The organism is Micromonospora tulbaghiae, assembly GCF_900091605.1.
In the GTDB taxonomy this organism is placed as follows: Bacteria; Actinomycetota; Actinomycetes; order Mycobacteriales; family Micromonosporaceae; genus Micromonospora; species Micromonospora tulbaghiae.
Genome location: NZ_FMCQ01000001.1, coordinates 377,732 through 390,289, shown reverse-complemented (window position 1 = coordinate 390,289; position 12,558 = coordinate 377,732). Strand labels below are relative to the sequence as shown.

Here is a 12,558-nt window from a genome sequence, read left to right as displayed (position 1 = left end):
GTCGCCCGTCAGCGCTCGAGGATCGCGGTCACGCCCTGCCCGCCGGCCGCGCAGATGGAGATCAGGCCGCGCCCGCTCCCCTTCTGATCCAGCAGCTTGGCGAGCGTGGCGACGATCCGGCCGCCGGTGGCGGCGAACGGGTGCCCGGCCGCCAGCGACGAGCCGTTGACGTTGAGCTTGTCCCGGTCGATCGAGCCGAGCGGGGCGTCCAGGCCGAGGCGCTCCTTGCAGAACTCCGGCGACTCCCAGGCGGCCAGCGTGGCCAGCACCTGCGAGGCGAACGCCTCGTGGATCTCGTAGAAGTCGAAGTCCTGGAGGCTCAGCCCGGCGCGGGCGAGCATCCGGGGCACGGCGTACGCGGGGGCCATCAGCAGGCCCTCGTCGCCGTGCACGAAGTCGACGGCGGCGGCCTCGGACCAGGAGAACCACGCCAGCACCGGCAGGTTGTGCGCCTTGGCCCACTCCTCGGAGGCGAGCAGCACGGTCGACGCGCCGTCGGTGAGCGGCGAGGAGTTGCCGGCGGTCATGGTGGCCCGCTCGGCGTCCGCGCCCGAGGCGCCGAAGACCGGCTTGAGCGAGCCGAGCTTCTCCAGGCTGGTGTCCGGCCGCAGGTTCTGGTCCCGGGTCAGCCCCAGGTAGGGGGTCATCAGGTCGTCGAAGAACCCCTTGTCGTACGCGGCGGCGAGCCGCTGGTGCGAGCGCAGCGCCAGTTCGTCCTGCGCGGCGCGGTCGACGTTCCAGCGCAGCGCGGTCCGGGCCGCGTGCTCACCCATGGACAGCCCGGTACGGGGTTCGGCGTTGCGCGGGATGTCCGGCTTGAACGGCTGGTGCGGGCGCAGCTTCGCCGCGATCTTGAGGCGTTCGCCGAGCGTGCGGGCCGAGTTGAGCTGGATCAGGGTGCGCCGCATGTCCTCGTTGACGGCGAGCGGCGCGTCGGAGGTGGTGTCGACGCCACCGGCGATTCCGACCTCGATCTGCCCGAGGGCGATCTTGTTGGCGACCAGGATGGCGGCCTCCAGCCCGGTGCCGCAGGCCTGCTGGATGTCGTACGCGGGGGTGTGCGGGTCGAGCCGGGAGCCGAGCACCACCTCGCGGGTGAGGTTGAAGTCGCGGGAGTGCTTGAGCACCGCGCCGGCCACCACCTCGCCGACCCGCTCGCCGGCCAGCCCGAACCGGGCGACCAGCCCGTCGAGCGCCGCACCGAGCATGTCGGAGTTGGACGCGTGCGCGTAGCGCGAGTTGGACCGGGCGAAGGGGATGCGGTTGCCCCCGATGACCGCGACCCGCCGGACACTCTGCACGATCGGCCTCCTCGAAACTGTTGCCCGAACCCTACTCGCCAGTAGGCTACGCCTATGACCGACAGGTACGCGAGCTTCGTCCAGACGGGGGCCGGTCGCGCGCTGGTCAAGCGCCTCGGGCTGCCCGACCCGCCCCGACTGCGCCGGCACACGCCGGGCGACCCGCTCGTTCCGGGGCCGGTCCTGCTCGGCTCCTCGGCCGGCGGCCGGATCGCCGAGCCGGCCGGCAAGATCCTGACCGCCGCCGGGGTCGAGCTGGCCGACCCGGTCGCCGCGCACGACGCCGACCGCCGCTTCGCGGCCCTGGTGTACGACGCCAGCGGCATCACCGACTCCGCCGGGCTGCGCCAGCTCTACGACTTCTTCCACCCGCAGGCCCGGTCGCTGCTGCCCAGCGGCCGGGTGATCGTGCTGGGCACCCCGCCGGCCGAGTGCGGCTCTCCCCGGGAGGCCACCGCCCAGCGCGCGCTGGAGGGCCTGACCCGCAGCATCGGCAAGGAGTTCGGCCGGGGCGTGACCGCCCAGCTCGTCTACGTGACCCGCGAGGGTGACGCCGGCACCCCGGTGAGCCTGGAGTCCACGCTCCGGTTCCTGCTCTCCGGCCGCTCCGCGTACGTCTCGGGCCAGGTCGTACGCGTCGGCACCGGCACCGCCGTCGCGCCCGCCGACTGGGACCGGCCGCTTTCCGGGCAGGTGGTGCTGGTGACCGGCGCGGCCCGGGGCATCGGCGCGGCGCTGGCGAAGGTGCTCGCCCGCGACGGCGCCCAGGTGGTGGCGCTGGACATCCCGGCGGCCGGGGACGAGCTGGCCGCTGTCGCCAACGAGATCGGCGGCAGCGCGGTGCAGCTCGACCTGACCGCGCCGGACGCGCCGACCCGGCTGGCGGAGCATCTGGCGTCCCGGCACGGCCGGGTCGACGTGGTGGTGCACAACGCGGGCATCACCCGGGACAAGACGCTGGGCCGGATGGACGCCGACCGGTGGGACTCGGTGATCGACGTGAACCTGTCCAGCCAGGAGCGCATCAACGACGTGCTGCTGGAACGCGACCTGATCCCGGCCGGCGGCCGGATCGTGTCGGTCTCGTCGATCGCCGGGATCGCCGGCAACCGGGGGCAGACCAACTACGCGACGAGCAAGGCCGGCGTGATCGGCCTGGTCGACTCGCTCTCCCCGGTGCTGCGCGAGCGTGGGATCAGCCTGAACGCTGTCGCGCCGGGCTTCATCGAGACCCGGCTGACCGCGCGTATCCCGCTGACCATCCGCGAGGCGGGACGGCGGATGAACAGCATGGCCCAGGGCGGCCTGCCGGTGGACGTGGCCGAGACGATCGGTTGGCTCTCCTGGCCGGCGAGCGGCGCGGTGAGCGGCAACGTGGTCCGGGTCTGCGGCCAGAGCCTGCTGGGGGCGTGATGGCGAAGGACCACGAGGAGGACCTGACCCTGCACGACCTGATCGAGGGCCCCACCCGCGACCTGACCTCCGCCCGAGCCGCCGCCCTGGCCCAGACCAACGCCCGCCCAGCGTCCGGCGATCATGAAGTTGACGGCACTTCTGGAGATCCACAAGGCAGCCAACCTCATGATCGGCCGAGCGAAGGGGCGGCGGGACGGCGGCGGGTCGCGCTGGACGGGTTGCCTGCGAGTGGGGCGCTCTACCGGCGTGCGCTGCTGGGAGCAGTGCCTGGGGTCGGAGGGCGGCGCGGGACGGACGTGCCGGGGCTTGAACTCGCCGTCGGCGGGGTCGCGGTGGACCAGGGGCACCTGGCGGACTACGACCGGGTTTGCGGGTTCCGGCTCACCGACCGGCTGCCGGCGACGTACCTGCACGTGCTCGGGTTCCCGCTGTCGCTGCGGCTGATGACGGGTCCGGGCTTTCCCATCCCGCTCACCGGCGTGGTGCACGTGGCCAACCGGATCACCGTGCACCGGCCGGTCGAGGTCGGCGAGAGCGTCGACTTCCACACGTACGCGGAGAACCTGCGCCCGCACGAGCGGGGCCGCCAGCTCGACGTGGTGCTGATCGGGTCGATCGGTGGCGAGGAGGTGTGGCGCGGCGTGTCCACGTACCTCGGGAAGGAGCGCGCCGCAGGCGGCGGCCCGCGGCGCGACCGGGGTGACCGCCCGGCGCCGCCGGCCTTCTCGGCCCAGTGGCGGGTGACACCCCAGGTGGGTACGGACTACGCGCGCGTCTCCGGCGACCACAACCCGATCCACACCTCGAAGCTGGGCGCGCGGCTGTTCGGTTTCCCGCGCCCGATCGCGCACGGCATGTGGAGCAAGGCCCGCTGCCTGGCCGCGTTGGAGCCGCGGCTGCCCGAGGCGTACACGGTGGACGTGTCGTTCAAGCTGCCGGTGCCGCTGCCGTCGACTGTGGCGTTCAGCGCCTCGGCGGCGGGCGCGGGCTGGGACTTCGCGCTGCACAGCGGCCGGGACGGGAGACCGCACCTGGTCGGCTCCGTGCGCTGAGTGAAAGAGGGGACTTGCCGTCCCCTCTTTTCGGCGCTAAGTTGTTCTCAGATTGAGTTGTTCTCAACCTGAGAGAGTGAGCGGCCGTGAACGAGCAGGACTTCCTCGCCGGGTACGACCCCCGGGACTACCCGGCGGTCGCGGTCACCGTCGACGTGGTCGCGCTGACCATCCGCGACGGCGCGCTGCACCTGCTGCTGATCCGCCGGGGCGCGCCGCCCTACGCGGGGCACTGGGCACTGCCCGGCGGCTTCGTCCAGCCGGACGAGGACCTGGCCACCGGTGCCCGGCGCGAGCTGGCCGAGGAGACCGGCCTCGGCGGCGAGCGGCTGCGCCGAGTGCACCTGGAACAGCTCGGCAGCTACGGCGCGCCCGATCGCGACCCGCGCATGCGGGTGGTCTCGGTCGCGCACCTGGCGTTCGCCCCCGACCTGCCCGAGCCGGTCGCCGACACCGACGCCGACGAGGCGATCTGGCTGCCCGTCACCGCGCTGACCAGCCGGCAGCTCGCCTTCGACCACGGCCGGATCATCGACGACGGCTTGGAGCGCGCCCGCTCCAAGCTGGAGTACACGCCGCTGGCCACCCGGTTCCTCGCCCCCGAGTTCACGATCACCGAGCTGCGCGAGGTCTACGAGACGGTCTGGGGCCACCCGCTGCACGCCGGCAACTTCCACCGCAAGGTGCTCTCGGTGCCCGGCTTCGTGGAGAGCACCGGCGGCAGCACCGAACGCGGCGGCGCGCGCGGCGGCCCCCGGGCCAAGCTCTACCGCGCCGGAGACGCCCGGCTGCTGCACCCGGCGCTGCTGCGCCCCGCCCGGGAGGAGACGGTGCGGTGAGGACCGATGAGGCGATCCGGCTGGTCACCGCCGCGCGCACCGACGCCGACCTGTTCGGCACGCAGGAGCCGGCCCGCCGCTACCGCGAGCTGGTCGGCGCGCTGCACCCCGACCGGCTGGGCGCGGCCGACCCGCTGGTACGCGCCGCCGCCGCCGACGCGCTCGTCACCGTCACCACCCGGTGGCGCACCCCCGCCCCGACGTACGCCGGCGACGTCGCCGACCTGCACGACCACGGGGACGGGCGGCTGCTGAAGGTGGCCCGGCACCCGGGCGACAACGACCTGATGGCCCGCGAGGCGCGCGCGTTGCGCCGGATCGCCGAGCACGGCGACGCCCGGCACCTCGCGTACGTGCCCCGGCTCGTCGACTCCTACCCGGCGCGTGACCCGTCGAGCGGGGTGCAACGGCAGGTCAACGAGCTGGTGACCGTACCCGGGCTGCACAGCCTGGACGACGTGCGCCGCGCGTACCCGGACGGGCTGGACCCGCGCGACGCGGCCTGGATGTGGCGGCGGCTGCTCGTGGCGCTCGGCCTGGCCCACCGGGCCGGCGTGGTGCACGGCGCGGTGCTGCCCCGGCACGTGCTGGTCGAGCCGGACGCGCACGGCGTGGTGCTCGTCGACTGGTGCTTCTCGGCCGAGCCGGGCGGGCTCGTGCCGGCGCTGGTGCCCGGCCACGAGGACTGGTATCCGCCGGAGGTCGCCGCGAAGCGGCAGTGCGGCCCGGGCACCGACATCGCGATGGCCACCCGCTGCATGACCTGGCTGATGGGCGACCGCACGCCGCGCGAGCTGCGCGCCTTCGCCGACGGCTGCCAGGGCACCGCGCTCGCCATCCGGCCGGACGACGCCTGGCGGCTGCTGCGCGAACTGGACGAGGTGCTGCACCGGCTGTACGGGCCGCGCACCTTCCGACCCTTCACCCTCAACCCGTAGGGAGGCTGCCATGGGCAGTGGAATCTGGTCCACCGACGTGTACGACGCCGCCGACCGTTACCGGCGCCGCACCGGCAGGAGCGCGTTCTCGTACAGCGACAGCGGCGCACGGAAGGTGCACCCGGCGCTCGACCCGCGCGACGCGCTGCGGGAGAGCCGCGACTCCGCCGAGCACCCGCAGTCGACGCCGATCGCCGTGCTGTTCGACGTCACCGGCTCGATGGGGCACGTGCCCCGGGTGTTGCAGAGCAAGCTGCCGCAGCTGCTGGGCCTGCTGCTGCGCCAGGGGTACGCCAAGGATCCGCAGGTCATGTTCGGCGCGATCGGCGACGCCACCTGCGACCGGGTGCCGTTGCAGGTCGGGCAGTTCGAGTCCGACAACCGGATGGACGACGACCTCGGCCGGATCGTGCTGGAGGGCGGCGGTGGCGGCCAGATGATGGAGTCGTACGAGCTGGCGCTGTACTTCATGGCCCGGCACACGGCCACCGACAGCTGGGACAAGCGCGGCCGGCGCGGCTACCTGTTCATCATCGGCGACGAGCTGGCGTACCCGGCGGTGAAGACCGCGGAGGTGACCCGGCTGATCGGCGACGACCTGCGGGAGGACGTGCCGGTCCGGCAGATCGTCGACGAGGTGACCGCGCGCTGGGACACCTACTACCTGCTGCCCGCCGGCAGCCACTACGCGGGCAACCGCAAGGTGCTCGACTTCTGGCGCGGCCTGCTCGGGCAGAACGCGGTCGAGCTGGACGACCTGGACGCGGTCTGCGAGACGATCGCGCTCACCGTCGGCCTCGGCGAGCAGGCCATCGACCTGGACGCCGGGCTGCGCGACCTGGACCGGGCCGGCTCCGCCGCCACCCGGACCGTGTCGAAGGCGCTGGCCCGGCTCGGCTCGGGGCGGCGCGCGGTGGCGACGCTGCCGTTCAGCCCGGCCGACGGCGGAAGCGGGGTCACCCGGCTGTGAACCACGTGATGGTGGTCGACCTCGGCTACGGCGACGCCGGCAAGGGCACTGTGGTGGACCTGCTCTGCGCCACCCGGCAGGTCCACACGGTGGTCCGGTTCAACGGGGGCGCGCAGGCGGCGCACAACGTCGTCCTGCGCGACGGGAGGCACCACACGTTCGCGCAGTTCGGTGCCGGGACGTTCCGTCCGGGCGTACGGACGCACCTGGCGCGGCACGTGGTGGTGGACCCGCTGGCGCTGGCCGCCGAGGCCGACCACCTCGCGTCGGTCGGCGTGCCCGACGCGCTCGACCGTCTGACGGTGGACGGGGAGGCGCTGCTCGCCACCCCGTACCACCGGGCCGCCAACCGCGCCCGGGAGATCGCCCGGGGAGCCGACCGGCACGGCTCCTGCGGGCTCGGGGTGGGCGAGGCGGTCGCGTACGGCCTCGCCCACCCCGACGAGGCACCCCGGGTGGCGGACTGCCGCCGCCCGGCGGTGCTGCGCCGCCGGCTGGCCGCGCTGCGCGACCGGCTCACCGCCGAGCTGGGACCACTGGACGCGCCGCCGGTGGAGGACTGCCTGCCCGCGTACGCGGCCTTCGCGCGCCGGGTGGCGATCGTCGACCGGACCTGGCTCGCGGGCGCGCTGCGCGAGGGCACCTGCGTGTTCGAGGGCGCGCAGGGGGTGCTGCTGGACGAGTGGCACGGCTTCCACCCGTACACGACGTGGAGCACCACGACGTTCGCCAACGCCGAGACGCTGCTGGCCGAGGCGGGGATGGCCGGGACCGCGCAGCGGCTCGGCGTGCTGCGGACGACCACCACCCGGCACGGTCCCGGGCCGCTGGTCACCGAGGATGCGGCGCTGCCGTTCACCGACCGGCACAACTCGGCGAATCCCTGGCAGGGCCGGTTCCGGTTCGGGCACTTCGACGCGGTCGCCCACCGGTACGCGCTGGAGGTGGCGGGCGGCGTGGACGGGCTGGCGCTGACCCATCTCGACCTGGCCGGTCCCGGTCTGCGGATCTGCCGCCGGTACGAGGACACCGACCGGCTCGTCCCCGGCCCGGCCGGTGACCTGGACCGGCAGGCCGCGCTCACCCGGCGGCTGCTGCGCGCCCGGCCGGTGCTGGACGCGGCGCCGGGCGACTGGGCGGCGACCGTCTCGGAGGCGCTGGGGGCGCCGGTGGTGCTCACCTCGCGCGGGCCCACGGCCGAGGAGAAGGAAGGGCCCCTGCTCGACGCCTTTTGCCTGAGAAGCGCCCCTGCCTGACACCGAACCACCGAGCATGGGTGCATGGGGGACGTGCTCGACCTGCTGCACCACACGGTGACCTCGCCGTGGGTGTATCTGCTGATCATCGCGGTCACCGCGGTCGACGCGTTCTTCCCGGCGGTACCGGGCGAGACGGTGGTGATCACCGCCGGGGTCTTCGCGGCGGGCGGCGAGCCGAACCTGGTGCTGGTGATCGTGACCGCCGCGTTCGGCGCGCTCGTCGGCGACCACATCTCGTACGGGATCGGGCGCGGCGGCGGCGCGCACCGGCTGGCCCGGTTCCCGGCGGACAGCAGGCGGCGGGCCAGCTCGGAGTGGGCCCGCCGGGCGGTCGACAGACGCGGCGGGATGATCCTGACCACCGCCCGGTACGTCCCCGGCGGCCGGACCGCCGTCACGCTGACCATGGGCGCGGTCCGCTATCCGGCACGCACGTTCCTGCTGTACGACGGCCTGGCGTGTGCAACCTGGGGGATCTACTGCGGGCTGCTCGGCTACTTCGGCGGCCTGGCGTTCGAGCACAACCCGCTGTCCGGGCTGCTCGCCGGCGTCGCCATCTCGCTGGCCGTCACCGGCCTGTTCGAGGCCGTCCGCTGGGGCCGGCGGCGGGCGCACCGGCGGGCCGCCGCGCCCCGCTGACCGGCGTCACGCCACCGGCGGATGCCAGCTGACGCCGCGCAGCAACTGGTCGGCGCCGAGCCAGGCCACGTTCATCATCCGGGTCGCGGTCTTCCCGGCGTCGGCCTCGGGGTGGTCGGCCAGCCAGTCGGCGAGCGACTCGCTGGCGCCGACGAGCGCGTACGAGACCACCTCCAGGTCGGTGGCGCCGACCTCACGGCCGGAGGCGCGCAGCGCGTGGTCGAGCATCCCGGCGACCACCTCGACCAGCCGGCCCCGCATGGCGGCGAGTTCGGCGGCGAACGGCTGGGAGCCGCGGGCCTGCCGGTAGAGCACCGCCCAGCCGTCCCGGTGTGCGCCGACGAAGCCGAAGAACGCACGCAGCCCGCGCCAGAGCCGCTCGTCGGCGGGCAGGTCGGGGGCGGCGGCGCCGGCGATCGCCTCCATCATCCGGGTGCTCTCCCGGTGCAGGCAGGCGATGAAGAGTTCCTCCTTGGTGCCGAGATAGGCGTAGACCATCGGCTTGGAGATGCCGGCGTCGTCGGCGATCTCGTCCATGCTGGCGGCGTGGAAGCCGCGGCGGGAGAACACCTTCACCGCCGCGTCGAGCATCTGCTGCTCGCGTACGGCCCGAGGGAGGCGCTTGAAGGTCGGCGTGCTGGACACCCTTGCGAGCATACCTACCCGTGCGTAAGGTTACGCCAGAGTAACCAAAGTGGCCCCGCCCGAGAGGTGCAATCCCCCATGACTGACTTCGACCCGGCCAACTTCGCGAACGTCGGCCCGAAGGAGTTCGCGCAGCTGGTCAAGTCCACGCCGGATGCCAAGATGGCCGAGATCATGTCCGGCGAGGCGCGCGGCAAGATCCTCAGCGAGGTCTTCAACCGGATGCCCACGCTGTTCCGCGCCGACCGCGCCGGTGCCACCAACGCGGTCATCCACTGGAACATCACCGGCCGCCCGGACGGTGGCACCGACACCTACGAGATCGTCATCGAGAACGGCACCTGCACCGCCTCGGAGACCCCGACCCGTGACCCGAAGCTGAGCCTCACCATGGGCCCGGTCGAGTTCCTGAAGATCGTCTCCGGCGGCGCCAACCCGGTGATGATGTTCATGACCGGCAAGCTGAAGGCCAAGGGCGACCTGGGCCTGGCCGCCAACATCGCCAACCTGTTCGACATCCCCAAGGGCTGACATGGCCGAGTTCTCGCTAGACCTGAACGAGGAACAGCGGGACCTTCGCGACTGGGTGCACGGCTTCGCCGCCGAGGTCGTGCGCCCGGCCGCGGCCGAGTGGGACGCCCGGGAGGAGACCCCCTGGCCGATCATCCAGGAGGCGGCGAAGGTCGGCCTGTACGGGTTCGAGTTCCTCGCCACCTGCTGGGCCGACCCCACCGGCCTCTCCCTGCCGATCGCCAGCGAGGAACTCTTCTGGGGTGACGCCGGCATCGGCCTGAGCATCTTCGGCACCTCCCTCGCGGTCGCCGCGATCTACGGCGCCGGCACCCCCGACCAGCTCGTCGAGTGGGTGCCGCAGTGCTTCGGCGACGTCGACCAGCCGGCAGTGGCCGCGTTCTGCACGAGCGAGCCGGAGGCCGGCTCCGACGTCGGCTCGATGCGTACCCGCGCCGTCTACGACGAGGCCACCGACGAGTGGGTGCTCAACGGGCAGAAGGCGTACGCCACCAACGGCGGCATCGCCGGGGTGCACGTGGTCACCGCCTCGATCGAGCCCGAGCTGGGCTCGCGCGGCCAGGCCGCGTTCGTCGTACCCCCGGGCACGCCCGGTCTGACCGCCACCCGCAAGCTGCGCAAGCTCGGGCTGCGGGCCTCGCACACCGCTGACGTCTTCCTCGACGACGTCCGGGTGCCCGGCCGCTGCCTGCTCGGCGGCAAGGACGCGCTCGACGAGCGGCTGGCCCGTGCCCGGTCCGGGCAGCGCGCCTCCGGCCAGGCGGCGATGCGGACGTTCGAGCTGTCCCGCCCGACAGTCGGCGCGCAGGCGCTCGGCGTGGCCCGCGCCGCATACGAGTACGCCCTGGACTACGCAAAGGAGCGGGTCCAGTTCGGACGGCCGATCATCCAGAATCAGGCGGTCGCGTTCGCGCTCGCCGACATGAAGATGGAGATCGACGCGGCGCGGCTGCTGGTCTGGCGCGCCTCCTGGATGGGCCGCAACAACCGGCCGTTCACCGCCGGCGAGGGCTCGATGTCCAAGCTCAAGGCCGGTGAGGTGGCCGTCTCGGTGACCGACAAGGCGGTCCAGCTCCTCGGCGGCGCGGGCTTCCTGCGCGACCACCCGGTCGAGCGGTGGTACCGCGACGCCAAGATCTACACCATCTTCGAGGGCACCTCCGAGATCCAGCGGCTGGTCATCTCCCGGGCCATCTCCGGGATGCAGATCCGCTGACCGCCGGCGGGCCGCGGCCCGACCCGTGACGACGCCTCGCGCCGTCGCGGGCCGGGCCGCCGCTCCCGGGCCGACCCGAACCGCGATCGGGCACAAGATCATGCAGAACCGGACGGCCGACCGTCCGGAGCCTGGTCGACGAACCACGAACGCGAAGGAGTTGCGCCGTGGACCTGCCGTTCATCGCCGCCACGCTGACCCGACGTGGACTGCTCGCCCCGGGCGGACCGATCCGCGTGGTCTCCCAGCTCAACGCGCTGCGCCGGTGGGGCTGGAGCCTCGCCGGGGAGCTGCGCCAGGCCGCCGCCCGCGACCCCGGTCGCGTCGCCGTGGTCGACGAGCGCGGCGCCACCATGACGTACCAGGAACTGCTCGACCGCTCCGAACGGCTGGCCCGGTCACTGCGGTCCCACCTCGGCGTCCAGACCGGCGACCGGGTCGGTGTGCTCTGCCGCAACCACCACGGCCTGATCGAGGCGATAGTGGCGGCGATGCTGCTCGGCGCGGACGCCGTCCTGGTCAACACCGGGCTGTCCGCCGCGCAACTGGTGACAGTGGCCGAGGAACAGGGCCTGCGCGTCCTGGTGCACGACGGCGAGTTCACCGAGCGCGTCCTCGGCCTCCCGGCCGAGCTGCACCGGGTCGACGAGCGGCGGCAGGAGGAGCTGATCGCCGCGGCGGTCCCCGGCGAGAAGCTCCAGCCGCCGGAGCGCGACGGGCGCACCATAGTGCTCACCTCCGGCACCACCGGCGCGCCCAAGGGCGCCCGCCGGCCCACCCCGCACGGCTTCGGCCCGCTGGTGTCCATCATCGACCGCATCCCGCTGCACGCGAAGAACACCGTGATGATCGCCGCGCCGGTCTTCCACACCTGGGGGTACGCCGCGCTTCAGGTCTCGTTCGCGCTGCGCGCCACCGTGGTGCTGCACCGCCGCTTCGAGCCGGCCGCCACGCTCGCCGCGCTCGTCGATCAGCGGTGCGACGCGATGTTCGCCGTACCGGTGATGCTGCAACGGCTGATGGAGGTCGCGCCGCCGCAGCCCCGGCCGCCGCTCAAGGTGGTGGCGGTCAGCGGATCCGCGCTGCCCGGCAACCTGGCCACCGCGTTCATGGACCGCTACGGCGACGTGCTCTACAACCTCTACGGCTCGACCGAGGTCTCCTGGGCCTCCATCGCCGGCCCACGCGAACTGCGCGCCGCGCCCACCACCGCGGGCCGGCCGCCGCACGGCACCCGGCTGGCCATCCTCGACGAGAACGGCCGGCCGGTCCGGGACGGTGAGGTCGGGCGCATCTTCGTGGGAAACGAGATGCTGTTCGAGGGCTACACCTCGGGCACCGGCCGGGAGAGCCGCGACGGCCTGCTGGACACCGGCGACCTGGGCCGGCTCAACACCGACGGGCTCCTCTTCGTCGACGGCCGCGCCGACGACATGATCGTTTCCGGTGGCGAGAACGTCTTCCCGTCCGAGGTGGAGGACCTGATCGCCCGGCTGCCGCAGGTCCGCGAGGTCGCCGTGATCGGCGTACCGGACCCCGACTACGGCCAGCGGCTGGCCGCGTTCCTGGCGCTGCGCACCGGCGAGACGCTCGACCCGGAGGCGGTCCGCGAGTACGTCCGGCGCTACCTGGCCCGCTTCTCCGTGCCCCGCGACGTGGTGTTCGTCAAGTACCTGCCGCGCAACGCCACCGGCAAGGTGCTCAGCCGGGAGCTGCGCCGCTACTTCGACTGATCGACATCGGTCAGACAAC

General features: G+C 73.3%; 12 protein-coding genes. 10 read left to right on the top strand and 2 right to left on the bottom strand.

Going from position 1 to position 12,558, the window contains the following annotated elements; translation table 11 throughout:
* Positions 1-8: 8 nt before the first annotated feature.
* Positions 9-1,301 carry an acetyl-CoA C-acetyltransferase gene (locus tag GA0070562_RS01835; protein ID WP_091414121.1) on the bottom strand — a complete coding sequence of 431 codons (1,293 nt, stop codon included), beginning with the start codon at positions 1,299-1,301 and terminating at the stop codon, positions 9-11.
* Between the two features lie 54 nt (positions 1,302-1,355).
* Here GA0070562_RS01835 and GA0070562_RS01830 point away from each other — a divergent pair, with 54 nt between their 5' ends.
* The 7 genes from GA0070562_RS01830 (at position 1,356) to GA0070562_RS01800 (ending at position 8,414) form a co-directional block, all read left to right on the top strand.
* The gene (locus GA0070562_RS01830) at positions 1,356-2,714 is read left to right on the top strand and encodes a 3-oxoacyl-ACP reductase (RefSeq protein ID WP_091414119.1); all 1,359 of its coding nucleotides are present in this window, start codon (positions 1,356-1,358) and stop codon (positions 2,712-2,714) included.
* Positions 2,714-3,769 (top strand): MaoC/PaaZ C-terminal domain-containing protein, encoded by a 1,056-nt coding sequence (locus GA0070562_RS01825; RefSeq protein WP_254663705.1) that lies wholly within the window; start codon positions 2,714-2,716, stop codon positions 3,767-3,769. The genes GA0070562_RS01830 and GA0070562_RS01825 overlap by 1 nt, the downstream gene beginning before the upstream one ends.
* A gap of 86 nt (positions 3,770-3,855) precedes the next feature.
* Entirely contained in the window at positions 3,856-4,608 is a 753-nt protein-coding gene (locus GA0070562_RS01820) for an NUDIX hydrolase (RefSeq protein ID WP_091414117.1), read from the top strand.
* Positions 4,605-5,546, top strand: coding sequence for a BUD32 family EKC/KEOPS complex subunit (locus GA0070562_RS01815; protein ID WP_091414115.1), 942 nt, complete (start codon positions 4,605-4,607; stop codon positions 5,544-5,546). Before GA0070562_RS01820 ends, GA0070562_RS01815 begins: the two co-directional genes overlap by 4 nt.
* Before the next feature lie 10 nt (positions 5,547-5,556).
* On the top strand, positions 5,557-6,516 hold the full coding sequence (locus tag GA0070562_RS01810; RefSeq protein WP_091414113.1) for a hypothetical protein: 960 nt from the start codon (positions 5,557-5,559) through the stop codon (positions 6,514-6,516).
* On the top strand, positions 6,513-7,772 hold the full coding sequence (locus GA0070562_RS01805) for an adenylosuccinate synthetase (protein ID WP_091414111.1): 1,260 nt from the start codon (positions 6,513-6,515) through the stop codon (positions 7,770-7,772). The genes GA0070562_RS01810 and GA0070562_RS01805 overlap by 4 nt, the downstream gene beginning before the upstream one ends.
* A gap of 24 nt (positions 7,773-7,796) precedes the next feature.
* Complete coding sequence (locus GA0070562_RS01800) at positions 7,797-8,414, top strand: DedA family protein (protein ID WP_091414108.1); 618 nt, start codon at positions 7,797-7,799, stop codon at positions 8,412-8,414.
* Positions 8,415-8,420: 6 nt separating this feature from the next.
* On the opposite strand, the gene GA0070562_RS01795 is transcribed toward GA0070562_RS01800, so the two are convergent.
* Entirely contained in the window at positions 8,421-9,059 is a 639-nt protein-coding gene (locus GA0070562_RS01795; protein ID WP_175438589.1) for a TetR/AcrR family transcriptional regulator, read from the bottom strand.
* A gap of 78 nt (positions 9,060-9,137) precedes the next feature.
* Between GA0070562_RS01795 and GA0070562_RS01790 the strand changes: the two genes are divergently transcribed.
* The 3 genes from GA0070562_RS01790 (at position 9,138) to GA0070562_RS01780 (ending at position 12,539) form a co-directional block, all read left to right on the top strand.
* Complete coding sequence (locus GA0070562_RS01790; RefSeq protein WP_091414105.1) at positions 9,138-9,590, top strand: SCP2 sterol-binding domain-containing protein; 453 nt, start codon at positions 9,138-9,140, stop codon at positions 9,588-9,590.
* Between the two features lies 1 nt (position 9,591).
* Positions 9,592-10,806, top strand: a complete 1,215-nt coding sequence (locus GA0070562_RS01785; protein ID WP_091414103.1) for an acyl-CoA dehydrogenase family protein — start codon at positions 9,592-9,594, stop codon at positions 10,804-10,806.
* A 167-nt stretch (positions 10,807-10,973) separates the two neighbouring features.
* On the top strand, positions 10,974-12,539 hold the full coding sequence (locus tag GA0070562_RS01780; RefSeq protein ID WP_091414101.1) for an AMP-binding protein: 1,566 nt from the start codon (positions 10,974-10,976) through the stop codon (positions 12,537-12,539).
* Positions 12,540-12,558 lie beyond the last annotated feature (19 nt).

What these genes read in the sequence shown, in the direction of transcription:
- GA0070562_RS01830 (WP_091414119.1), top strand. Translation starts at nt 1,356, where the DNA reads ATGACCGACAGGTACGCGAGCTTCGTCCAGACGGGGGCCGGTCGCGCG.
- GA0070562_RS01825 (WP_254663705.1), top strand. Translation starts at nt 2,714, where the DNA reads ATGGCGAAGGACCACGAGGAGGACCTGACCCTGCACGACCTGATCGAG.
- GA0070562_RS01810 (WP_091414113.1), top strand. Translation starts at nt 5,557, where the DNA reads ATGGGCAGTGGAATCTGGTCCACCGACGTGTACGACGCCGCCGACCGT.
- GA0070562_RS01800 (WP_091414108.1), top strand. Translation starts at nt 7,797, where the DNA reads ATGGGGGACGTGCTCGACCTGCTGCACCACACGGTGACCTCGCCGTGG.
- GA0070562_RS01790 (WP_091414105.1), top strand. Translation starts at nt 9,138, where the DNA reads ATGACTGACTTCGACCCGGCCAACTTCGCGAACGTCGGCCCGAAGGAG.
- GA0070562_RS01785 (WP_091414103.1), top strand. Translation starts at nt 9,592, where the DNA reads ATGGCCGAGTTCTCGCTAGACCTGAACGAGGAACAGCGGGACCTTCGC.